Raw genomic sequence first — 22,459 nt, 5'->3', positions numbered from 1 at the left:
CCCAGAGACAAGGCACTTCTGTGACATAATGGGGAGACGGATACCTGTTCTCACACCGAGCAGGAGAAGTGCCTCCACCGAGTCGAGGGTACGACCTCGCAGGTCGACAACAAGATGAGGCAGCACGGAAGGCCTACGCGCTGAGCGCGAGCCTGATGTGCCATCCACAGGTTTCGGTCCATTGCGGACCATGCAAGGATCCGAAGATCCGTACGGTGTGGACGGCGTCTTCGGACTGGGAGATACGATGAACGATACCGACGGTACAGAGTCGACCGATCCGACCGAAAGCATTCTCGCGGACCTCGCGAATCTGCAGCAGACGGTCAGTGCCAAGAACGCCGAACAAGATGATGTCGACGACAGCGTGCGCGCACGCCTGGACGACATCGCCGAGGCGGCCGAGTCGCTGCGCATCGGCGATGCCGATGACAGCGACGACGCGGAAGACGAACCGGCTCCGCGTCGAGACAGTCCGAAATCCGCACGCGATGCCGTCGCCAACCGGGGTCTTGTCTTCGAGGAGTTCGTCCGCGGAGATTCGAACGACAACGCCGATGACAACGATGACTCCGACGGCGACGACACTGATTCCGACGACTCCGATGACGCGCCGACGACTGCGCAGACGGCGCCGAGCTTCGACCCGCGCAATCCCTTCGCCGCGCCCGCTCCGGAGGCCGCCGCACCCGAACCTCGCACCGCCCCGGCCGTGCCCTACGACGGTGGCCTGATCTTCCAGGTGCCGAAGGCCGAGCACGCCGAGGTCGTCACGATCGAGGATGACTCCGACGACGACTGGGACGACTCCCACGACTCCGACGACGACACCTCGTCCTCGCAGGAGAACAGGCAGAACGACAGCGACGAGGACGAGAGCTCGAACGGCCAGCGTCGTCGCCGGGGCGGTCGCGGTCGTCGCTCGCGCAACCGCGACGACTCCCACGAGGAGTCCTCTGCCTCCAGCGACGGCTCGAAGGACTTCGAGGACGACTCCTCGGATGCCGCCGAGGGCCAGAGCTCGAAGGCCTCGAAGCGCGGATCGCGATCGAACAACCGCGGTTCGAAGCGGAGCTCCGATTCGGACGCCGATGACTCGCATGCGAAGTCCGATCACCGGGATTCCGATCACAAAGACTCCGACGACTCGGATTCCGACGACGGTGACGACGACTCCGACAGCGGCTCACGTCGTCGCCGCCGTCGCCGGTCGCGTACCCGCAGCACCGACCGCGACGAAGTCACCTCGCTCAAGGGTTCGACCCGCCTCGAGGCCAAGCGCCAGCGGCGCAAGGAAGGACGCGAAGCCGGACGTCGTCGTCCCATCATCACCGAGGCCGAGTTCCTCGCCCGGCGTGAGTCCGTCGACCGCACCATGCTGGTGCGGGAGAACGGCGACCAGACACAGCTCGTCGTCGTCGAAGACGGGATCGCCGTCGAGCACTACCTCAAGGAGAACCGGCAGCAGTCCTCGCTGATCGGCAACGTCTACCTGGGCAAGGTGCAGAACGTGCTGCCGAGCATGGAAGCGGCTTTCATCGACATCGGCAAGGGCCGCAACGCCGTGCTCTATGCCGGCGAAGTCAACTGGGACGCACTCGGCATGGACGGCAAGGCCCGCCGGATCGAAACCGCGCTGAGTCCCGGTGATGCCGTGCTCGTGCAGGTGACGAAGGATCCGGTCGGGCACAAGGGCGCCCGACTGACCGGTCAGATCTCACTGCCCGGGCGGTTCCTCGTCTACGTGCCCGGCAACTCGATGACGGGAATCTCACGGAAGCTGCCCGACAATGAGCGGGCACGCCTGAAGAAGCTGCTCAAACAGCTCGTCGGCGATGCGAACGGCGTCATCGTGCGCACCGCCGCCGAAGGCGCCACGGACACCGATCTCTCACGTGACGTCGATCGTCTCGCCAAGCGATGGGAGACGATCGAGAAGAAGTCGAAGTCGACGAAGGTGCTGGCGCCGCAGCTGCTCTACAGTGAGCCCGACATGATCGTGCGCATCATCCGTGATGTCTTCAACGAGGACTTCAGCTCGCTCGTCATCGACGGCGACAGTGCATGGAACACGATCCACGAATACGTCGAATCGGTGGCCCCGGACCTGCTCGAACGCGTCCACAGCTACAACGAGGACAAGGACATCTTCGACCACTACCGGATCGAAGAGCAGATCCAGAAGGCTCTCCAGCGGACGGTGAATCTGCCCTCGGGAGGGTCGCTCGTCATCGACCGCACAGAAGCGATGACGGTCGTCGACGTCAACACCGGCAAGTTCACCGGATCCGGAGGCAACCTCGAGGAGACGGTGACCCGCAACAACCTCGAAGCCGCCGAGGAGGTCATTCGACAGATCCGTCTGCGTGACATCGGCGGCATCATCGTCGTCGACTTCATCGACATGGTGCTCGAATCCAACCGGGATCTCGTGGTCCGCCGGCTCGTCGAGTGTCTCGTCGCGACCGGACGAAGCATCAGGTCGCCGAGGTGACATCGCTGGGTCTCGTGCAGATGACGCGCAAACGCATCGGCACCGGACTCGCCGAATCCCTGGTCAGCGCCGGTGAGGACCTCACCGGTCGGGGACTGCTGCTGCCCGGATCGGAAGAAGACGGTTCGAAGGCTCACCGCGGCAACCGGTCCAACCACGACAACCGTCGTGATCGGAAGCGTCGGAGCGACTCGGGTTCGAAGACCAAACACGGCGAGTCCGAGTCGACCGAGGAGACCGTGTCATCGGATGCGTCCCGGTCGGCCGTCGCCGCGATCGCGAAGGCCACGCTGAAGAAGGACGACACCGAATCGGCTGCGTCGACGACGTCCGATGCTTCGTCTCAGTCTGCCGACTCGTCGGGCGGCGACGAGACCGGCAAGTCCCGCTCGCGTTCACGCAACGGCCGCCGCCGGTCCCGCTCGGACCGCAACGACGATTCACAGTCGGAGAAGACCGACGAGAAGTCGAGCACCGAGAAGTCGAGCAGCGACGACCAGGCGCCGGTTGCCGAACGGAAGCCTGCGCCCGATACGAAACCAGCCGCCGAAGAGCCGCAGGACCTGCCCCTGATGATCGGCGCGGACAGTGAGACGAAGGTCGCTGCCGCCGCACCGGTCAAGAGCGCTCCGGCGAAGAAGAGCGAATCGGTGAAGAAGTCTCCTGCCCCCAAGCAGGAACAGCTGCCGACCTCGTTCGTCATCATCGGTCAGGACTGACACCTGTCCTTCGCTGAAACGGCAAAACGCCCCGTCGACATCCGTCGACGGGGCGCTGTCGTGTTCGGCAGGCGCGGCTCGGACCGGTCAGCCTGCCGACTGCTGATTGCGAGTGGTGCTGATCGTCGGCTGCGCCGCCTGATCACCGCAGAGAACGATCATCAGATTGGACACGAGATCGCTGCGTTCGGACTGCCCGAGCCTGACGATCTGACGTCCTTCGATCTCTTCGATCGCTGTCTCCACCATGCCGACGGCGCCTTCGACGATGAGCTGACGAGCGGCAACGACGGCTGTGGCCTGCTGGCGCTGGAGCATGGCACGCGCGATCTCCGGAGCATAGGCCAATTGGGTGATGCGCGATTCGATGACGGTGACGCCGGCGGCCATGACTCTGGCGGCGACCTCATCGGAGAGTCGCGAGGTGATCTCGTCGGCGTTGTCGCGCAGAGACATGCGGCGTGGATCCGAAGAATCGTAGGCGTAGGAGTTTGCGATGTGCCGAACGGCGGTCTCTGCCTGGATGGCGACGAACTCCTCGAAGTCATCGACCTCGAACATCGCCTGCGCGGTGTCCCTGACCTGCCAGACGACGACGGCGCCGATCTCGATGGGATTGCCGTCGAGATCGTTGACCTTCAGAGTCGAGGTCTCATGATTGCGGATGCGCGTCGAGATCTGGTCCTTCGTATAGAAGGGATTGACGAATCGCAGTCCCGATTGTCTGACCGTGCCGACGTACTTGCCGTAGAGCTGGAGGACGACGGCATGTCCGGGCGCCACCGAGGTGCATCCTCTGAACAGGAACATCGAGGCGATGAAGCACAGCACGGCGACGATGAAGAGGACGACGCCGACGGCGACCTGGGCGAAGCTCATGACGAAGCCGATGATGCCCATGAGCACAGCGGCGAGGAGCAGGGCGATGGCACCGACGATAGCGAAATAGCCGGAGACCCCGCCGGCCGGCTTCTCGCGCACGCGTTCACCGTCGGGGGAGACAATGCGCGTGGGGGCCGAGTTGGGCTGTCCTGGCCCTGAGGGCGGCCGACCGGAGTCCGGCGCCTGCACAGGTGAGCGTCGGGGCCTGCGGGCCGGTGCCGGCGATGCGGCGGGTCCAGCGCCGGAATTCGGCCCCGGACCTGAACCAAGACCCTGTTCCGGGTGTCGACTCCGTCGTGCCGGCGGCAGAGGTGAGCCTTCACCGTGGTGCGGCGGGGCACCGGTGTTCGCTTGAGCTCCAGCGGGCGGACCATACTGTGCCGTCGACTCCGAACCTCCGATCGACCCGGACTGAGCGCCCTGGGACCCATAGTGCCCGTTGGGATTCGTCACAGCCTCCGCACCGGGGTATGCCGAAGGCTGACCGTGGCCGGATTGGATGTGAGTGCTCGGATCTCCGCTGGGAATCGGGCCTCGATCGGCGGATGAGTTGGGGGTTCGAGGCGGCCGCTGACCTGGTTGCTGAGGGTTCTGAGTCATGTTCCCAGTTTAGGCCAGTTGATGAGACACGAATCTCAAATGGCCGCAGAGCCCCCTGTTTCGTAACGGTTCGATAACTGAAAGCGTTCCATAAGGTGGAACGCTTGAATGTGACGCAAGTCTCAGTAAGTTGTCACACTATGAACAATTTTCATATCTCAGCAGCGCCGGTCTCTCCGGTCGACGATGCCATCAACTCATGGTTCGATCCGATCGCGACGTGGTTCGGCAGCGTCATCTTCTTTCCGATCACCATCGGATCGATCTCGTTTCCCTTCGTCGTCCTGTGGCTGATCTTCGCGGCCGGGGTCTTCACTGTCTACTTCGGTTTCATCCAAGCTCGAGGGGCGAAGCTGTCGCTCGAGATCATCCGCGGGAAATTCTCCTCGAAGTCCGACCCTGGTGAGGTCACCCACTTCCAAGCCCTCGCCTCTGCACTGTCGGGAACCGTCGGTCTCGGCAATATCGCCGGTGTCGGTGTCGCCATCGCCCTCGGAGGTCCAGGTGCGACCTTCTGGATGATCATCGCCGGTCTCTTGGGCATGTGCACGAAGTTCGTCGAGTGCACCCTCGGAGTGAAATACCGTGAGATCGACGAGAACGGCGTGGTCCACGGCGGGCCGTTCAAATACCTGCCCGTGGCCTTCCGCCGTTTCGGCAAGCCGGTGGCATCTGTTCTCACCGGTCTGTTCGCCATCGCCATCCTCATCTTCGGCGTCGTCGGCGGCGGCATGTTCCAGGCCAATCAGACCTTTGCCCAGGTCCGCACGGCCACGGGCGGCGACGAGGGGTTCCTCGCCGGGCCCTTCGCCTCGCTGATCTTCGGAATCATCTTCGCGGCGCTCGTCGCCCTGGTCATCCTCGGCGGCATCCGTTCGATCGCGAAGGTCACTGACAAGCTCGTCCCCGGGATGGCGATCTTCTACGTCATCTCATGCCTCCTCGTGCTCGGGCTCAACTTCACCAACATCCCGAGCGCCATCGGTGAGATCTTCGCCGGGGCGTTCAACCCGCAGGGTGTGGCCGGCGGCATCGTCGGAGTCATGATCATCGGCTTCCAGCGGTCGGCGTTCTCCAACGAGGCCGGCATCGGCTCGGCACCGATCGCCCATTCCGCGGTCAAGACCCGCCGTCCGATCTCCGAGGGATTCGTTGCACTCCTCGAGCCCTTCATCGATACGGTCGTCGTCTGCACCATGACGGCGCTGACCATCATCGTCGCCAATCAGGCCTCCTACCGAGAGGACCTCGGTGCCGGTGAGATCGGGGGAGTGGCCCTGACCTCGGACGCCTTCTCCACCGTGGCCTCGTGGTACCCGATCCTGCTGGCCATCGCTGTCGCGCTGTTCGCCTTCTCGACCCTCATCACCTGGGCGTACTACGGAGAGCAGGCATGGAGCTACCTGTTCGGCAATGCGAAGGCCAGCGTCACCGTCTTCCGCACACTGGTCTGTCTCTTCGTCGTCGTCGGCTGTGTGGCGACCTTCTCGAAGGTCGTCGAGTTCGCGGATGCCGCACTCTTCATGTGTGCCTTCATCAACATCCTCGGCCTCTACATGCTCATGCCGGTGGTCAAGAAGGAGATGAAGAAGTACCTCGCCGACCGCAGGGCCGGAACGTTGAACGACCCGGACACGGTCGACGCGGTCCCGGTCGACCAGCCCGCCTGAATCTGAGCCACCTCGACCGGGCGGGGTCCTCAACCGGAAGAGACCGCCTCGATCAAGGATGCCTGTGCGCCGCGCCCATTCGGACGCGGCGCACAGGCATGCCGGGCCGTCGATAGAATGGGCGCGTGGATGAGAACAGAGACGACAGAACACGCGCAGTTGAACGGCTGCAGGAGCTGCGGGGCAGCATCGACAATATCGATGCCTCCCTCGTCCATCTCCTCGCCGAGCGCTTCAAGCTCACAGAGCGCGTCGGCGAACTCAAGGCCGACCACGGTCTGCCTCCGGCCGACGAGTCCCGGGAGGCCAGGCAGGTCGCCCGGCTGCGAGAGCTCGCCGAGGAGTCCCACCTGGATCCCGAGTTCGCGGAGAAGTTCCTGGCGTTCATCGTCGCCGAGGTCATCCGTCGGCACGAACGCATTGCTGAGTCGCGCGAGAGCTGAGTCGCAGATGCGAGGATCACGCCCTTTCTGCGCATGGATGAGAGATGACTCACAATACGCAGATCGTCCGCCTGCCGATGGGGCGTGGGTTTGCCGATGCTGTGTGCTCTCGATTAGACTTGACCGTCGGTGCGCGTGACGCGCCACGGCTGGTGATTCCTCTCAATGGGATGTCTGCGGGTTCGTCCCGCGGCAGCCAAGGGACAACCGCCGTTCGTTTGTGTTTTAGCAGAAAGAGGGTTCGAGCATGGTCTATGCCATCGTCCGTGCCGGGGGCCACCAGGAAAAGGTGAGCGTCGGCGATATCATCACAGTCAACCGCATGAAGGCGAAGGCTGGAGACAGCGTCGAACTCGATGCCGTACTTCTTGTCGACGGTGAGACGGTCACGACCGATCCCGACGCTCTGGCGAAGGTCTCGGTCAGCGCTGAGGTCGCCGGTGAACTCCGCGGTCCCAAGATTGTGATCCAGAAGTACAAGAACAAGACCGGGTACAAGAAGCGTCAGGGCCACCGCCAGGACCTCACCCGTCTGAAGATCACGAACATCAAGTAAGAGGAGACTTCTCACATGGCAAGCAAAAAGGGAGTCAGCTCGACCCGCAACGGTCGCGACTCGAACCCACAGTACCTCGGCGTGAAGCGCTTCGGCGGCCAGGCCGTCAAGGCCGGCGAGATCATCGTCCGCCAGCGCGGAACCAAGTTCCACCCCGGAGCCAATGTCGGCCGTGGAGGAGACGATACCCTCTTCGCTCTGACAGCCGGAGCCGTGGAATTCGGCACCCGCAACGGTCGCAAGATCGTCAACATCGTCGGAGCCTGATCCTTTCCGGATCCGTTCCGTCGTCAATATGATCTCTCCCTGAACGAGGGAGAATGAAGGGTGAGTCGAACGACTCACCCTTCATCTGATATAAGGACATTATGGCCACCGAGTTCGTAGACCGTGTCACCGTTCACCTCGCCGCAGGCGCAGGTGGGAACGGGTGTGCCTCGATCAGGCGTGAGAAGTTCAAACCGCTCGGCGGTCCCGACGGCGCCGACGGCGGCAACGGCGGGAACATCATCTTCCGCGTCGACCGTCAGACCACGACGCTGCTTCCTCTCCATCACCGTCCGCATGTGCGTGCCGACGACGGGGGAATCGGCAAGGGCGATCTGCGGCACGGCGCCGATGGACGAGACCTCATCGTCGACGTGCCCGAAGGCACGGTCGTGAAGAACACCAACGGCGATGTCATCGCCGACCTCATCGAGGACGGTACCGAGTTCACCGCCGCTGCCGGAGGCCGCGGCGGACTCGGCAATGCCGCGCTGGCATCGACGAAGCGCAAGGCCCCCGGCTTCGCGCTCCTCGGGGAGCCAGGGCAGAGCCTCAGCCTCGTCCTCGAACTCAAGACGATCGCCGATATCGCCCTCGTGGGTTACCCATCGGCGGGCAAATCAAGCCTCATTGCCGCGCTTTCTGCCGCGAAGCCGAAGATCGCCGACTACCCGTTCACGACGCTCGTGCCCAACCTCGGGGTCGTCCAGGCCGGGGACACGCGCTACACGGTCGCTGATGTTCCGGGACTCATTCCCGGCGCATCGGAGGGCAAGGGACTCGGCCTCGAGTTCCTCCGCCACGTCGAACGTTGCGCGGGACTCGTCCATGTCATCGACATGGCCACGTGGGAGCCCGGACGCGATCCCGTCTCCGACCTCACGATCATTGAATCCGAACTCGCCGCCTATGCCGTCGACCTCGACGACGGCAGCGGACTCCTCCCGCTCTCCGATCGCCCGAAGCTCGTGGCACTGAACAAGGTCGACATCCCCGACGGACGTGACCTCGCCGATATCGTCCGACCCGACCTCGAGGCTGCCGGCTACCGGGTCTTCGAGATCTCAGCCGTCAGCCATGCCGGCCTGCGGGAACTCTCGTTCGCCATGGCCGAACTCGTGCTCGCCGAGCGGGAGCGCCGCGCCGAGCTGGAAGCGACACCGCAGCGCGTCGTCATCCGTCCGAAAGCCGTCGACGATCGCGGATTCGAAGTCCGTTCCGAACGCAGCGCCGACGGTCCGCTGTTCCGTGTCCTCGGCGACAAGCCTCGGCGATGGGTGCAGCAGACGGACTTCGGCAACGACGAGGCCGTCGGCTACCTCGCCGACCGGCTCGAGCACCTTGGTGTCGAAGAGGCCCTGTTCAAAGCCGGTGCCAAACCCGGTGACACGATCGTCGTCGGCGGAGACGACGGTGTCGTCTTCGACTGGGACCCCACGACCGTCGGCGGTGCCGAGCTGCTGGGCTCCCGCGGATCGGACGCCCGACTCGACGAGGATGCGCGAGCCACACGCAAGGAGCGCAAGGCGGCCTATCACGAGAAGATGGACGCGAAGGCCGCGACGCGGGCCGAGTTCGAACAGGAGCGCTTGGCCGAACGCTCTCACCGCGAGAGCAGCCAGGGTGCGCCCGCGACGCGGTCTGCTGAGGGAGCCGAAGAGGAGTGAGCGCCGCGGTTCAGGCGGGCTCCTCCGCAGCGTCTGTGCGTGACGACATCGCCCACGCCCGCCGTGTCGTCGTCAAGGTCGGTTCGTCCTCTCTGACGACGATCGACGGCGGACTCGACGAGGCCAAACTCATCGCCCTGACAGATGTGGTCGGTGCCCACCGGTCGGCCGGTCACGAAGTCATCCTCGTCTCCTCCGGTGCGATCGCGGCGGGGCTGGAGCCGATGGGGCTGAAGAAGCGTCCCCGTGATCTGGCCAGCCAGCAGGCAGCCGCCGGGGTCGGTCAGGGACTGCTCATGGCCGCATACACGCGCGCTCTGGGACGCTACGATCTCGTTCCCGGTCAGGTTCTGCTCAGCGCCGATGATCTGATCCGGCGCACCCAGTACAAGAACGCGCAGCGTGCCATCGACAAGCTCCTGGCCCTGGGCACACTGCCCATCGTCAACGAGAACGACGCTGTGGCCACTGAGGAGATCCGCTTCGGAGACAACGACCGCCTGGCCGCGCTGGTCGCCCACCTCGCCCACGCCGATGCGCTGGTGCTGCTGTCGGATGTCGACGCTCTCTACTCCGGGCCTCCGGACCTGCCCCGCTCCCGGCTGATCGACCGGGTCCACGGTCCCAGCGATCTCGACGACCTCGCCATCGGCGGTGTCGGAACGGCAGGGACCGGCACCGGCGGAATGGCCACGAAGGTCGACGCCGCCATCATGGTCGCCGATTCGGGCATCCCGGCCGTGCTGACCTCGGCACCGCAGGCCGCCTCGGCGCTGTCGGGAGAGGCCGTGGGCACGTATTTCGCGGTCACACACAAACGGCGGGGCACCCGCCTGCTGTGGCTGCGGCACCTTGCCCGGACGTTCGGAACGGTGACGATCGACAGAGGCGCCGAAACCGCTGTGCTCTCCCGTGGAACCTCACTCCTCGCTGCCGGCGTCACCGCGTGCAGTGGGAACTTCGAAGCAGGTGACCCGGTCGAGATCCGCAATCTCGACGACGCGGTCATCGCGCGCGGAATGACGAACTTCTCCTCGGACGAGCTGCCGCTGATGTTCCGCTCCACGACGGAGGAACTTGGCACCCGTCTGGGAAGTGACTACCGTAAAGAGGTCATCCATCGAAACGATCTCGTTCTCACACAGGTGAGCGGGGGGAGATAGCCCATGACAGCAGCAGCCGAGATCCACCCGAAGACCGTCCGCGGAGTCACTCGCATCGTGCGCAACGCGAAGTCCGCCTCCAGTCTGTTGGCGACGGCCTCGACCGCCGAGAAGAATGCGGCACTCGGGGCCATCGCCGAGGCCCTGCGCAGCAACACCGACCGCATCGTCAAAGCCAATGACGCCGACATCGCCGCCGGCACCGAGAACGGGATGAGCGAGTCTCTGCTCGACCGTCTGCGCCTCGACGCCGATCGCATCGCAGCGATCGCCGATTCCGTCGAGGACGTCATCGACCTCGCCGACCCGGTCGGCAACGTCGTCGTCGGACGCACCCTGCCCAACGGCATCCGACTCACTCAGAACCGTGTGCCGATGGGCGTGATCGGCGCGATCTACGAAGCTCGTCCGAACGTCACCGTCGATATCGCCGTCCTCGCACTCAAATCCGGCAACTCCTCGGTCCTGCGCGGCGGTTCGGCCGCACAGAACTCGAACACGGAGATCATCTCCATCCTCCGCAGGGCCGTCGAATCGGCGGGCCTGCCGGTTGACTCGATCAGCGGCATCGACCAATACGGACGCGAAGGCGCGCACGTGCTCATGCACGCCCGCGACTACGTCGATCTGCTCATTCCCCGAGGCGGCGCCGACCTCATCAACATGGTCGTGCAGGAATCGATCGTGCCCGTCATCGAAACCGGTGTGGGCAATGTGCACATGTTCATCGACTCCACCGCCACGGTGAAGACCGCCGTCGACCTCGTCCTCAACTCGAAGACGCACCGCCCGAGCGTGTGCAACTCGCTGGAGACGCTGCTCGTCCATGAGAAGGCGGCGAAGCGTGTGCTGCCGAAGATCCTCGAACGCCTCGACGGTGCCGGAGTCATCGTCCATGCCGACTCCGACGTCTCAGCACTGGCGCCGGCGGGGATGAAGGTCCGACGAGTGTCCAGGCGCGACTGGGCCAAGGAGTACCTGGGACTGGAGATCGCCATCAAGCTCGTCTCCGGGATCGAAGAGGCCATCGACCATATTCGCGCCTACAGTTCCGGCCACACCGAGGTGATCGTGACGAAGGACCTCGACAACGCGGACACCTTCGTCACCGCCATCGATGCTGCAGCTGTGGGAGTCAACGTCTCCACACGATTCACCGACGGGGGAGAACTGGGCTTCGGCGCAGAGGTGGGCATCTCCACGCAGAAGCTGCACGCTCGCGGTCCGATGGGGCTCGAGCAGCTGACGACCACGAAGTGGGTGATGATGGGCAACGGGCAGGTCCGTTCCTGAGCCCGATTCCTGAGTCCCAACCGACTCCGACGCTCCGCGTTCAGGGCACGTACTGGCCGACCTGGGGAGACATCGGAACAGGAAGAAGTCATGTCGATGCCGGATTCCCCGGTCGTTCATGAGAAACTGAGAAGGTAATGACGCCGATGCGCTCTGCGCGCACCGGATCACTGAGTAAGGAGAAATGACGTGAACGCAGCCATTATGGCCGCAGCCGAAGGTGGGGAGCACGCAGCCCACGTCGAGCTGCCGATGGATCCGATCTGGTACGGACTCATCACCCTGGCGATCTTCATCACGATGGGCGTTGTGTCCCGGTCGTGGAAGGGCATCTCGCACCGCCACTGATATGGCAGAGCACAGACGCAGAGTCGGTGTCATGGGCGGTACCTTCGACCCCGTCCACAACGGCCACCTCGTCGCGGCAAGTGAGGTTCAGGCAACCTTCGACCTCGACGAGGTGGTATTCGTCCCCACGGGACGGCCGTATCAGAAGGACGTCGAAGAGGTCAGCAGTGCCGAGCATCGGTATCTGATGACGGTCATCGCAACGGCATCGAACCCGCGATTCACCGTCTCCCGAGCCGATGTCGACCGACCGGGACCGACCTACACGATCGATACGCTGCGTGACCTCGCCCGCAGCTACGGTCCCGACACCGAGTTGTTCTTCATCACCGGCGCGGATGCTTTGGCTCAGATCTTGACGTGGAAGAATGTGGATGAGCTGTTTTCCCTGGCCCATTTCGTCGGGGTCAGTCGGCCCGGTCACGAACTCCACGGTGAGGGGCTGCCGGTCGATCGGCTGAGTCTCGTGCAGATCCCTGCGCTGGCGATATCGTCCACGGATTGCAGACAACGGGTGATGGATGGTGCACCCGTCTGGTACCTCGTACCGGACGGCGTAGTGCAGTACATCGCGAAATACGAGTTGTACAGGAGTGAGAATGGCTGAGGAGCAGTTCACGTCACGTCGAGCACGGCGAGAAGCCGAGAGGCTGGCGGCGGAACAGGCGTTCGAAGCACGAGAGGTTCCTGAGCAGCCGAAGGAGGCTCCGAACTCTCGCGCCGGTCTCCTCAGTCCGCTGCCCCCGAAGAAGCCCGATGCGAAACCCGCCGCCGAGAGCAGCGATGACACCGCCTCGCGCATCGACCCCGAACCCTCGCAGCGGACCAGCCACGAACGCGGTGCCCTGGCATCGGACCACCCGCAGGAGTCACGGCCGCCTGTGCACGCCGAGGACCGCCTCGACCCGACGCGGACCCCGTTGCCGCACTTCCAGACTCGCTCCGAGAAGAAGCGGTACCTCCGTGAACACGGACTCTCGCTTTACGGCGATCTGTCCACCGGCGCACTGCCGGTCGTCGCGGATGAGAAGGAACTGGCCGAACGCCGGGCCGCTGCCGAAGGTCGACTGACCGGACCGATTCCGGAAGTCTCGGAATCAGGAGCTGCGGAGTCCAACTCGGAATCCTTGAAGTCCGAATCAGACGCCGTCGACGCGAAATCCCCGGCGCCCACTCCGAATGAGTCGTCCACCGCTTCGACTACGGATGCGAAGACCGACGAGACCGAGCACGAATCGTATGACACCGCCGGCTTCGGTGGAGCCTCGGAAGAAGTTGCCGCTCGTGACTTCGAAGCCCCCGTCACGTCGAGCTCGGCACCGCGTCCGACGACCGTGGACAGCGAACCCTATGATGCGCTGTCGATGCCGTACTCGGCCCTCGACGGAGACGCACCGGCACTCGGAACCGACGCGGCCAAGCCCGCCGACCGAGCCGAGAAGGACGAAACCGCTGATTCGGGCCAGGCGGACAAGCCCGCTGATCAGGCTGAGAAGAACGACCCGGCCGACCAGGTTGAGAAGGGCGAGCCCGTTGGTGGTCCCGAATCCGCCGACTCATCGGACCAGTCCGCGGCCGAACCGGAATCCACTTCGCGGTCGCGTCGGATGCCGATAGTGCAGCCGCCCTCGACGTCCGGAGTCCGAGTCGTCACCGCAGCCTCGGCGCAGAGCCCCGAGGTCGACGAGGCCCGAAAGAGGAGCTCCCGTGGTCAGCAGACACCGGATTCCGGTCCTGCGGACGAGGCTCACTCCGGCTCTGCCGCCGCAGGCGCCGACGAATCGACCGGTGAAGCAGGCTCGGATGACGCGGCACGCGCCTTGGCCGCAAACCCGGAGACCCGTCCGATGGACGCGGTGCCCGAAGCCTGGTCGCTGCCGAACGCCGACTACGAAGACGAAGAGACCGTGAACCCTCCCGGTTCACGCATCCGCGCCAGCTCGGTGACCGGGCAGGACGGACAGATCCTCATGGGCGAAGAGCCCTCGAAGATGCCCTATATCGTCCTCGGCGTCGCCGCATTCTTCGCCCTGGCCCTCATCGTCATCGCCCTCGTCATGTTCCTCTGAGCAGCACCTGCGACACACCACCTCCACAACCGCATCCATGCGAAAGGATCTTGTGAGCGAGACCGCCGAATCCACCCAGCTGCTTCGAACCGCGGCCAAAGCCGCGGATGAGAAGCTCGGAACCGACATCATCGGCCTCGATGTGAGCTCCACGCTCTACATCACCGACGCGTTCCTCATCGTCTCCGCCGACAACGAACGTCAGATCGGTGCGGTCATCGACGCGATCGAACAAGAGGTCCAGCTCGTCCACGACCGCACCCCTCTGCGCCGAGAAGGCCGGGGAGGGGACTGGGTGCTGCTCGACTTCGGAGAGATCGTCGTTCACGTCTTCTCTGCCGAACAGCGCGAATACTATGCTCTCGAGCGGCTGTGGAAGGACGTCCCGGTCATCGATCTGCAGTTGCCGGAACCCGGCTCGAACGAATGACGAAGACCGTTCTGTTCTGGCGGCACGGGCAGACGGACTTCAACGTCGCCGGCCGATTCCAGGGGCAGTCCGATGTCCCCCTCAACGACACGGGCCGGGCACAGGCCGAACAGGCCGCCCGGCGCCTCGCCGAGCTCGTCCCGAACTCATCGTCTCCTCCGACCTCTCGCGCGCCGCTGCGACCGCAGACAGGCTGGCCACGCTCCTCGGCCTCGAGCCTGTCCGGGACCGGAGGCTGCGAGAGACCGCCTTCGGTGAGTGGGAGGGCTCCACTCGCGCCGAGGTTGCTGAGACCTGGCCGAACGAACTCGCCGAATGGGCCTCCGGTGCCGATATCGCACCGCCCGGCGGTGAGTCCCGCACCGAATCGGGCGGCCGAGTCGCAGGCGCCATCACCGATATCGTGCAGTCCGCGGAAGCGTCGACGATCGCGATCGTCGCCCATGGTGCGGTGCTGCGCGCTGCGGCCGAGATCCTCATGGAGATGACCGGAACCGGTCGACTCGGCGTTCTCGGGAACTGCGGTCACGGAGAGTTCGAATTCACCGGCGACAACTGGATCCTGCGCAGCTGGGGCGCAATCTCCCGTTGAGGTGATCGTCCGCACCAATGCGGACTCAGCTACCCTGTCGTCCGCTTCCCAGCAACGTCTCTGATGAGTTCGACGAGCGAGTCGGCCGACTTCGCCCAATCGAAGACCTGGGACTGACGCTGACCGGCTGCGGACAGCTCCGCCCACCTCTCGGCATCCGTGAGTCGGGTGACCGCCTCGGCGATCGACTCCGGATCCTCCGGGTCGAAGTACTCGGCCGCGTCGGCGGCGATCTCCCGGAAGATCGGAATATCCGAAACAGCCACAGGCACTCCCTGCGCCATCGCTTCGATGACGGGCAGACCGAAGCCCTCCTCGCGCGAGGCGGTGACCAGGGCCGTCGACTGGTCCAGCAGTCGGGCGTACTCCTCATCGCTGATTCCACGGTGGAAGACGACCTTGGCCCGGCCCGGGATGAGGGCACGCAGCTGCGCTTCCCGCCGACCATCGATGCGGCTGGCGATGTGCAGGGTCCACCCCGGCAGATGCTCGAGAGATCGGATCAGGGACTCGACGTTCTTGTACGGCAGGAACGCACCCATGTAGATGAGGGACTTCGCATCGTGCCGGTTCGCCGCCCGCGTGGCGGTGGCGGCCACCCCGGCGGCGTTGGACACCACCTGCACCGGACGTTCCGTCAGACGGTGGGCGGCGATGAGGTCCTTCGTCGTCTCGGACACAGCCGCAACGGCATCGGCGCGGTTGAGCAGCAGCCGCTGCGGGGCGAAGCTCAGGTGATACGCCCGCCACAGCAGTCGGACCGGCAGCGGCAGGTCGCCGGGCGGCTTCGGATGGGAGTAGTAGATGAGGTCGTGGATGGTCAGAATGAGCCCGTACCGGCGACCGAAGGAGCCCATCGTCTGCATCGTGGAGAACACGACATCGGCTCCCAGGGCATTGAGCTTCCCGGCGATGGCCACCTCAGCGGGGGAGGTGGGGTCTGACAACTCGACCCATGCGCAATCGGGCAGCAGCGCCAGCTGGGCCGGGTCGCTGATGATGACGGTGACGTCGATCTCCGTGCCCTCGACGCCCTGAGCAGGGCCGAGAGCAGACACGAACCGTACCGGGAGATCCCGTCGTGGTGATCGGTGCGGGTGAAGCGCGCGTCGAAGAAGACCGACAGCCTCGAAGAGGGTTGACGGCTCTGTGTGTTTTTGCTCATGGAACTCCGAGTCGATAGTCTGATTCTTCGAAAGTCTGTGTCTGTCCGAATGCGTATTCTGCGACGAAGGATCAGTGAGTGAAGGAATCATCACCTGTGCCCGCGGCCGTTGAGGCCCGTTCATGATCCTAACGCTGATCGCTCTGGCGGGACTGGTCGTGCTCACCCCGGTCCTCACTCGTTTTGCCGGCCGGGAGAGCGGCTGGCCGCTCGCCGCCGCCTACCTGGGCGTGGCTGCGCTGTTCACCCCCACTGCCGCCGAGGTGATGGCCGGGAACAACCCGGAGACGTCGTATCCGTGGATTCCCAGTTTCGGCGTCGACCTGGCGCTGCGGGCCGACGGCATCGGTGTGGTCTTCACATATATCGCCCTGATCATCGGGGCGGTCGTGTTCATCTATTCGACCCGCTACCTCAGCCCCGGACGGAACACGAGCTTCTACTGGCTGATGGTGATCTTCACCTTCTCCATGGTCGCGCTCGTGCTCACCAACGATGTGCTCGTCCTGTTCGTGTGCTGGGAGCTGACGTCTCTGGCATCGTTCTTCCTCATCGCCCGTTCCGGATCACCCGGGCAGGCGCCGGCCCTGCGGACGATGTTCTTCACGTTCATCGGCGGCCTCAGCCTGTTGGTGGCCACCGGAGTGATCATCGCCGTGACCGGGACGACGAACCTCGCCGACGCGATCAGCTCGCCGGTGTGGGCGGGCCAGCCCGAGGTCACGACGCTGGTGGCTCTGCTCGTCGGCATCGCAGCCATGACGAAGTCGGCTCAGTTCCCCTTCCACCCGTGGCTGCCCGACGCGATGGCCGCAGCCACCCCCGTGTCGGCCTATCTGCATGCCGCGGCCGTCGTCAAAGCCGGCATCTTCCTCATGCTCCGGTTCTCTCCGACCTTCCACGCCACACCGGCATGGAACGTTCTGCTTGTGACGGCGGGACTGCTCACTGCGTGTCTGGGCGGCTGGTTCGCACTCAACCAACATGACGTGAAGAAGCTCATGGCCTATTCGACGGTGTCCCAGCTGGCCTCATCACCGCCGTCATCGGCGTCGGCACCGAGGCGGCCATCGCTGCCGCCACTCTCCACGTCATCGCGCACGCACTGTTCAAGTCAGGTCTGTTCATGATGGTCGGAGTCGTCGACCACCTCGCCGGCACCCGCGACCTGGCACGGATTCCGAAGCTCATGCGGTCCGCTCCGGCGGCGTTCACGGTGATGATCATCGGCTGTGCATCCATGGCTGGGATTCCGCCGCTGTTGGGCTTCGTGTCGAAGGAAGCCCTGTTCACGGCCCTGGGAGAGACGCCGGGCGGTCCCTGGGCCGGGTGGGTGGCTCTGCTCGTCGCGGTCGGTGCCTCCGTGCTCACCTTCGCCTACTGTGCGAAGACCGTCTGGGGCAGCTTCATCGACGGGCGCGAACCCGAGACGGGTGACATCCACCGCGGTTCTCCCGTCATGCTCATCGCGGCGGCCCTGCCGATCCTGGCCTCGTTTCCGCTGAGCTTCGTCCTCTTCCTCCTCGACACTCCGCTCGACCACGTGGTGCGCGCGGCGGTGCCGAACGCCACCGAACACGTCCATCTGGCGCTGTGGCACGGATTCAACATCGAACTGCTCGCCTCTGGACTCATCATCGCCATCGGCGTCGTCCTCATCCTGCGTCGCTCACGCGTCTTCGTCTTCTTCCACAAGGCCACGCTGCCGTTCGACGGATCCGATGTCATCGACTCGCTGACGACGGGCCTCGAACGTCTGGGACACGGTCTTGCCGCCTTCGTCCGCCCGATGAACTCCGGACCCTATCTGGCGATGTCGTTGGGCGGGCTGAGCGTGCTCGCCATCGGCTCGATTCCCGTCGTCTTCGCCGACTTGCCGCCGCTGCAGCAGAATCTCAGCCGTCCGGTGGACGTCATCCTGCTCGTCCTCATCACCGTGGCAGTCCTCGTCCTGTGCACCTCGCATTCGCGTCTGACGACCGTTGTGGCGCTGTCTGCCATCGGTATCCTCGCCACCGTGCAGATCCTGGCTCTCGGCGCCCCCGACGTCACCCTGACGCAGCTGCTCGTCGAAGCGATGACGATCATCGTCATCATGCTCGTGCTCCAGAAACTTCCCCGTTCGTTCTGGAAGTACCCGAAGCGCAAACAGACTCCGCGCCTTCTCTTTGCGGTCATCGTCGGTGCCAGCGCGGCCGGACTCACCCTGGTGCTCAACGGCCGGCGGGAACGTTCCGACCTCGGTCTGTACTATCTCGACAAGGCTCCGGAGATCAGCGGCGGAGACAACATCGTCAACACGATCCTCGTCGAATTCCGTGCCCTCGATACCCTTGGTGAGCTGACCGTCCTCGGCATGGCCGGAATCGCGATCGTCGCGGTGATGTCGACGGTCAAGGACAAGTTCATCGACCCGCCGGCCGAGAATATCCCGGAACCGCCGCGGCCTCCGTGGGTGTCCATCCGCCCCAAGGGCACCACTGCGTACCGCGGCGTCCACGAGGCGTGGCCGAACGTCATCCCGCTGCAGCTGACGCTGAAGGTCCTCGGTCCGCTGCTGGCGGTGAGCTCACTGCTGATCTTCTGGCGTGGTCACAATTCCCCGGGCGGCGGATTCATCGCCGCGCTCGTCGGTTCAGCCGTCATCGGCTTGGCCTACCTGTCGACGCCGAAGGATCGTGCGATCGGTCCGCCGCGGGCACCCCTGTACCTCATCGGCTCCGGCGTGGCCACGGCAGTGGTCACCGGAATCATCGGTCTCCTGTTCGCCGGTTCGTTCCTCCACCCGATGCACGGCGAGTTCGCCGGTCAGCATTGGACGACGTCGATGCTCTTCGATGTCGGCGTCTACCTGTCGGTGCTCGGACTCATGCTGCTCTCGTTCAACCTCCTCGGCGTCTCGGACTCCGCGGCGACTCCGGCCGGTGACGATGTGCTCACCAACGGCATCATCCGACGCGACGTCGAACGCACCCGCGAACGTGCCGATGAGCTGCTCTACGGTGAGCTGAGCGGTCCGATGGAGGCAATCCGCGGGGAACGCCCCGAACGCAGCCGCCGCCGCGGCGCTGAGGATTCCGAGGAAGCGAAGGTGCGGGCGAACTCGACGCATATCCTCCGCGGGGACTCACCGGCCGGCGGAGATGGGGAGGAAGCATGATCCTGGCACTGACGATCGGCGTCCTCACTGCCGGAGGCGTCTACCTCATGATGCAGCGCTCCATGGTTCGGGGAGTCTTCGGACTCACCCTCATCTCCCACGCAGCGAACTTCATCCTGCTCTCGGCCGGTGTCGGCGCCTGGAGAGGCGAACCTCTGGCCGGGCGCGGTTCCCTTGCCGAAGCGGCCGACCCGCTGCCTCAGGCATTCGTCCTCACCGCCATCGTCATCACTTTGGCGGTGACGATCTTCATGCTCGCTCTGGCCGTGCTCGGCCATGACGACGACCAGAAACGCAGCCCCGAGACGGGGGAGGAGCGCGACTCATGAACTCAGCCCTGCTCCTCCTGCTCGTCGCCGTCCCGCTCCTGGCCTCCGCCCTGAGCGTGCTCATCACCTCACGCACCTTCGACCGACTGCTCCTGCTCGCTGTTCCCGTGTTCGTCGGCGGCAGCGGAATCGGGCTCCTCGGGCTGCACGGTTCGACCCCGGTGATCGCCCACTCCGTCGGCGACTATGTGCCCGGTCTGGCGATCGTGTTCGTCTCGGACACGTTCACTGCGCTCATGCTCGTGCTCACCTCACTCGTCGCGTTCGTCAGCAGCCTGTTCCTCATCTCCACCGGAGAGGATCAGTACCGGTTCGTTCCGGCGCTCATCATGATGATGCTCACCGGAGTCTATGGTGCGCTGCTGACCGGTGATCTGTTCAACCTCTTCGTCTTCGTCGAAGTGATGATGCTGCCCGCCTACGCGCTCATCGCCGTCACCGGCACCTGGCGCAGGCTCGGGATCGGACGACTCTATGTGATGGTCAACCTGCTGACCTCGACGATGCTGCTCATCGGCGTCGGATTCGTCTATGGTGCCACCGGCACGGTCAACCTCGCGGTTCTGGCAGGTCAGGGACAGCCGACCGGCCAGGCAGGGATCGCGCTGGGCGTGGTGCTGCTGTCGCTGTTCATCAAGGCCGGCGGCGCGCCCTTCCACGGCTGGCTCGTCCGCAGCTATCCGAACACCTCGGCGGGCATGATGTCGCTGTTCTCCGGGCTGCATTCGAAGGTCGGGCTCTACGCGATCTACCGCATCTACACCACGGTCTACGGTGAACCCGCGCCGTGGGCGACGGTCCTGCTCATCGTCGCGGTGGCGAGCATCCTCATCGGTGCGGTCTCCGGCTTCGGGCAGGTGCGGGTGCGCAATGTGCTCGGATTCCAGATGACTGCCGGCGTCGGCCACATCCTCGTCGGCGTCACTCTGCTGACCTCGGCGGCCCTCGGCGCCGGTGCCTTCTACATGATGCACCATATGATCACGATGGCCGGTCTGCTGCTCATCATGGGCGCGGTCGAACAGACTTACGGCACGGGATCCTTCCGCAAGCTGTCCGGGCTCGCCTCCCGCGAGCGGTGGGCGACCATCCTGATGATCCTCGGACTCTTTTCCCTGGTCGGTCTTCCGCCGACCTCGGGACTGTGGGGCAAGGTCGGACTCATTCGGGCTTCCACGGACACCGGCGGCGGCGTCGGATGGGTCCTTGTCGCTGCGATCACAGCGGGCGCAGCGATCAGCCTGCTGGCGCTTCAGCGCACCTGGCGCAACACCTTCTGGGGACCGCCGATGCAGACCTACCGCCCGGACTCGGCAGAGACCGGGCGTGCCCCAGCCGAACCGATCATGCGCAGCGTGCGCATTCCCGCCCGTCTGCTGGTGCCGGCGACGATCATGATCGGACTCTCCGTTGCGCTCTTCTGCTTCCCGGAGCCTCTGCTCGAACTCACACTCCGGGGAGCCGAGGGTCTGCTCGATCACAGCGACTATATTGAGGCGGTGATGGCACCGTGATGCGTCTCATCCACGGCATCTCCTACGTCGGCTTCATCGTCCGGGCGATCATCACGGGGTCGGCGACCGTCATCGCCCGACTCTTCCGAAGCGACTACGCCGAGCCGATGATCGTCGAGCTGCCGATGCGCTGCGCCACCGACCTCGAAGTCACCCTGTTCGCGTCGTCGATCACCATCACGCCCGGCACTCTGGTCACAGCGATCGCGGCCGGCACGTCGACGACCCCGCCGGTGATCTTCGTCCACGCCCTGTTCGAAGAGTCGGAGGCATCCGCTCTCGACGGGCTCATCGATATGGAGTCGCGTCTGCTGTCCATGACCCGTGGACGCGCGCCGGGACCACACACGGATCTGCAGGGAGGACATCCATGATCGTCATCGCCGGCATCTGCTCGGTCATCCTCGCCGTCGCTATCATCATCGGCCTCATCCGGGTGCTCACGGCCCGCGATCAGGGCTCACGCGCAGTGGTCTCGGACCTCATCTACTTCTCCGCCATCGCGATCGTCACGATGCTCGGCATCGTCGTGTCGTCGTCGATCGTCCTCGACGTGATCTTCCTGTCCTCCATGGTGGGGATCCTTGCCACGATCGCCCTGTCGCGCATCCTCACGAGGGGGCACCGCTGATGAACGAAACGCTGGCCACGACCCTCGTCGGGATCTTCGGAATCACGGGATCCCTGCTCCTGCTCGGTTCCGCATTGGCGATGTTCCGGGTGCGCGACGCACTGTCGCGGATCAACGTGTTCTCTCCGGCCACCGGTCTGGGCATGCCGTTCATCGTCATCGCGGCCTTCGTATTCGACTTGTACTCGTCCGGGTTCTCCTGGACCTCGCTGATCATGGCAGTCATCGCCGTGCTGTGTCTGATCATCGTGTCCTCGGTCGCGAGCAACACCTTGGCCAGGTCAGCCGTGCTGTCCGGACAGCCGGTGTTCCGCAAGACGGCACCGAATCGGCTCGCAGCGCCGCCCGAAGGCGTCATCGACGTCGACCCCGACGCGCAGGAATCCTGAGTCCGCCGTTCCCTGAGGGCGCCGATCGCTCGATACGTTCAGCTGCTCGTGTCCGTTGTTGTCGCAGTGGTGGGTCGC

At 64.7% G+C, this 22,459-nt stretch carries 18 protein-coding genes and 4 pseudogenes; 20 read left to right on the top strand and 2 right to left on the bottom strand.

Going from position 1 to position 22,459, the window contains the following annotated elements; translation table 11 throughout:
* The first annotated feature begins 247 nt into the window (after positions 1-247).
* A pseudogene (locus tag AC2W7L_RS14210) lies at positions 248-3,213 on the top strand (Rne/Rng family ribonuclease).
* A gap of 87 nt (positions 3,214-3,300) precedes the next feature.
* On the opposite strand, the gene AC2W7L_RS14205 reads toward AC2W7L_RS14210, so the two are convergent.
* A complete protein-coding gene (locus AC2W7L_RS14205; protein WP_432791569.1) occupies positions 3,301-4,194 on the bottom strand; it encodes an SPFH domain-containing protein in 894 nt (297 codons plus the stop codon).
* A gap of 641 nt (positions 4,195-4,835) precedes the next feature.
* Between AC2W7L_RS14205 and AC2W7L_RS14200 the strand changes: the two genes are divergently transcribed.
* The 12 genes and pseudogenes from AC2W7L_RS14200 to AC2W7L_RS14145 all read left to right on the top strand — a co-directional run bounded on the left by AC2W7L_RS14200 (position 4,836) and on the right by AC2W7L_RS14145 (position 15,193).
* On the top strand, positions 4,836-6,365 hold the full coding sequence (locus tag AC2W7L_RS14200; protein WP_486004947.1) for an alanine/glycine:cation symporter family protein: 1,530 nt from the start codon (positions 4,836-4,838) through the stop codon (positions 6,363-6,365).
* A 125-nt stretch (positions 6,366-6,490) separates the two neighbouring features.
* Positions 6,491-6,808 carry a chorismate mutase gene (locus AC2W7L_RS14195; protein ID WP_167195869.1) on the top strand — a complete coding sequence of 106 codons (318 nt, stop codon included), beginning with the start codon at positions 6,491-6,493 and terminating at the stop codon, positions 6,806-6,808.
* Between the two features lie 247 nt (positions 6,809-7,055).
* Complete coding sequence (gene rplU, locus AC2W7L_RS14190) at positions 7,056-7,364, top strand: 50S ribosomal protein L21 (protein ID WP_025776790.1); 309 nt, start codon at positions 7,056-7,058, stop codon at positions 7,362-7,364.
* Between the two features lie 15 nt (positions 7,365-7,379).
* Positions 7,380-7,631 carry a 50S ribosomal protein L27 gene (rpmA, locus tag AC2W7L_RS14185; protein ID WP_025776788.1) on the top strand — a complete coding sequence of 84 codons (252 nt, stop codon included), beginning with the start codon at positions 7,380-7,382 and terminating at the stop codon, positions 7,629-7,631.
* 101 nt (positions 7,632-7,732) lie between these two features.
* Positions 7,733-9,298: a GTPase ObgE gene (gene obgE / locus AC2W7L_RS14180; protein ID WP_486004946.1), complete on the top strand. Its 1,566-nt coding sequence runs from the start codon at positions 7,733-7,735 to the stop codon at positions 9,296-9,298.
* The gene (proB, locus tag AC2W7L_RS14175) at positions 9,295-10,461 is read left to right on the top strand and encodes a glutamate 5-kinase (RefSeq protein WP_486004945.1); all 1,167 of its coding nucleotides are present in this window, start codon (positions 9,295-9,297) and stop codon (positions 10,459-10,461) included. The genes obgE and proB overlap by 4 nt, the downstream gene beginning before the upstream one ends.
* Before the next feature lie 3 nt (positions 10,462-10,464).
* On the top strand, positions 10,465-11,754 hold the full coding sequence (locus AC2W7L_RS14170) for a glutamate-5-semialdehyde dehydrogenase (protein ID WP_486004944.1): 1,290 nt from the start codon (positions 10,465-10,467) through the stop codon (positions 11,752-11,754).
* 189 nt (positions 11,755-11,943) lie between these two features.
* On the top strand, positions 11,944-12,102 hold the full coding sequence (locus AC2W7L_RS14165) for a hypothetical protein (protein ID WP_167193005.1): 159 nt from the start codon (positions 11,944-11,946) through the stop codon (positions 12,100-12,102).
* A gap of 1 nt (position 12,103) precedes the next feature.
* Positions 12,104-12,709 (top strand): nicotinate-nucleotide adenylyltransferase, encoded by a 606-nt coding sequence (nadD, locus tag AC2W7L_RS14160; RefSeq protein WP_035319614.1) that lies wholly within the window; start codon positions 12,104-12,106, stop codon positions 12,707-12,709.
* A complete protein-coding gene (locus AC2W7L_RS14155) occupies positions 12,702-14,171 on the top strand; it encodes a hypothetical protein (protein WP_486004943.1) in 1,470 nt (489 codons plus the stop codon). The genes nadD and AC2W7L_RS14155 overlap by 8 nt, the downstream gene beginning before the upstream one ends.
* Before the next feature lie 52 nt (positions 14,172-14,223).
* On the top strand, positions 14,224-14,601 hold the full coding sequence (rsfS, locus tag AC2W7L_RS14150; protein WP_228281807.1) for a ribosome silencing factor: 378 nt from the start codon (positions 14,224-14,226) through the stop codon (positions 14,599-14,601).
* Positions 14,598-15,193, top strand: a pseudogene (locus AC2W7L_RS14145) (histidine phosphatase family protein). The gene rsfS and the pseudogene AC2W7L_RS14145 overlap by 4 nt, the downstream one beginning before the upstream one ends.
* A gap of 29 nt (positions 15,194-15,222) precedes the next feature.
* On the opposite strand, the pseudogene AC2W7L_RS14140 reads toward AC2W7L_RS14145, so the two are convergent.
* A pseudogene (locus AC2W7L_RS14140) lies at positions 15,223-16,319 on the bottom strand (glycosyltransferase family 4 protein).
* 161 nt (positions 16,320-16,480) lie between these two features.
* Between AC2W7L_RS14140 and AC2W7L_RS14135 the strand changes: the two are divergent.
* The 7 genes and pseudogenes from AC2W7L_RS14135 to AC2W7L_RS14105 all read left to right on the top strand — a co-directional run.
* Positions 16,481-17,607, top strand: a pseudogene (locus tag AC2W7L_RS14135) (proton-conducting transporter transmembrane domain-containing protein); the annotation flags it as partial.
* On the top strand, positions 17,599-19,518 hold the full coding sequence (gene mbhE, locus AC2W7L_RS14130) for a hydrogen gas-evolving membrane-bound hydrogenase subunit E (RefSeq protein WP_486004958.1): 1,920 nt from the start codon (positions 17,599-17,601) through the stop codon (positions 19,516-19,518). The pseudogene AC2W7L_RS14135 and the gene mbhE, both read left to right, overlap by 9 nt.
* The gene (locus AC2W7L_RS14125; RefSeq protein ID WP_441451533.1) at positions 19,515-19,847 is read left to right on the top strand and encodes a sodium:proton antiporter; all 333 of its coding nucleotides are present in this window, start codon (positions 19,515-19,517) and stop codon (positions 19,845-19,847) included. Before mbhE ends, AC2W7L_RS14125 begins: the two co-directional genes overlap by 4 nt.
* On the top strand, positions 19,844-21,361 hold the full coding sequence (locus AC2W7L_RS14120; RefSeq protein WP_486004942.1) for a monovalent cation/H+ antiporter subunit D family protein: 1,518 nt from the start codon (positions 19,844-19,846) through the stop codon (positions 21,359-21,361). The genes AC2W7L_RS14125 and AC2W7L_RS14120 overlap by 4 nt, the downstream gene beginning before the upstream one ends.
* Positions 21,361-21,735 carry a Na+/H+ antiporter subunit E gene (locus AC2W7L_RS14115; protein ID WP_486004941.1) on the top strand — a complete coding sequence of 125 codons (375 nt, stop codon included), beginning with the start codon at positions 21,361-21,363 and terminating at the stop codon, positions 21,733-21,735. The genes AC2W7L_RS14120 and AC2W7L_RS14115 overlap by 1 nt, the downstream gene beginning before the upstream one ends.
* Positions 21,732-21,992 carry a monovalent cation/H+ antiporter complex subunit F gene (locus AC2W7L_RS14110; protein WP_486004940.1) on the top strand — a complete coding sequence of 87 codons (261 nt, stop codon included), beginning with the start codon at positions 21,732-21,734 and terminating at the stop codon, positions 21,990-21,992. The genes AC2W7L_RS14115 and AC2W7L_RS14110 overlap by 4 nt, the downstream gene beginning before the upstream one ends.
* Entirely contained in the window at positions 21,992-22,381 is a 390-nt protein-coding gene (locus tag AC2W7L_RS14105) for a cation:proton antiporter (protein ID WP_486004939.1), read from the top strand. Before AC2W7L_RS14110 ends, AC2W7L_RS14105 begins: the two co-directional genes overlap by 1 nt.
* The last annotated feature ends 78 nt before the right edge of the window (positions 22,382-22,459 follow it).

Source organism: Brevibacterium sp. LAARM3_SD1 (assembly GCF_057364765.1).
Note: the sequence above shows the minus strand (reverse complement) of the source record. Positions and strands in the feature narration are given on the sequence as shown.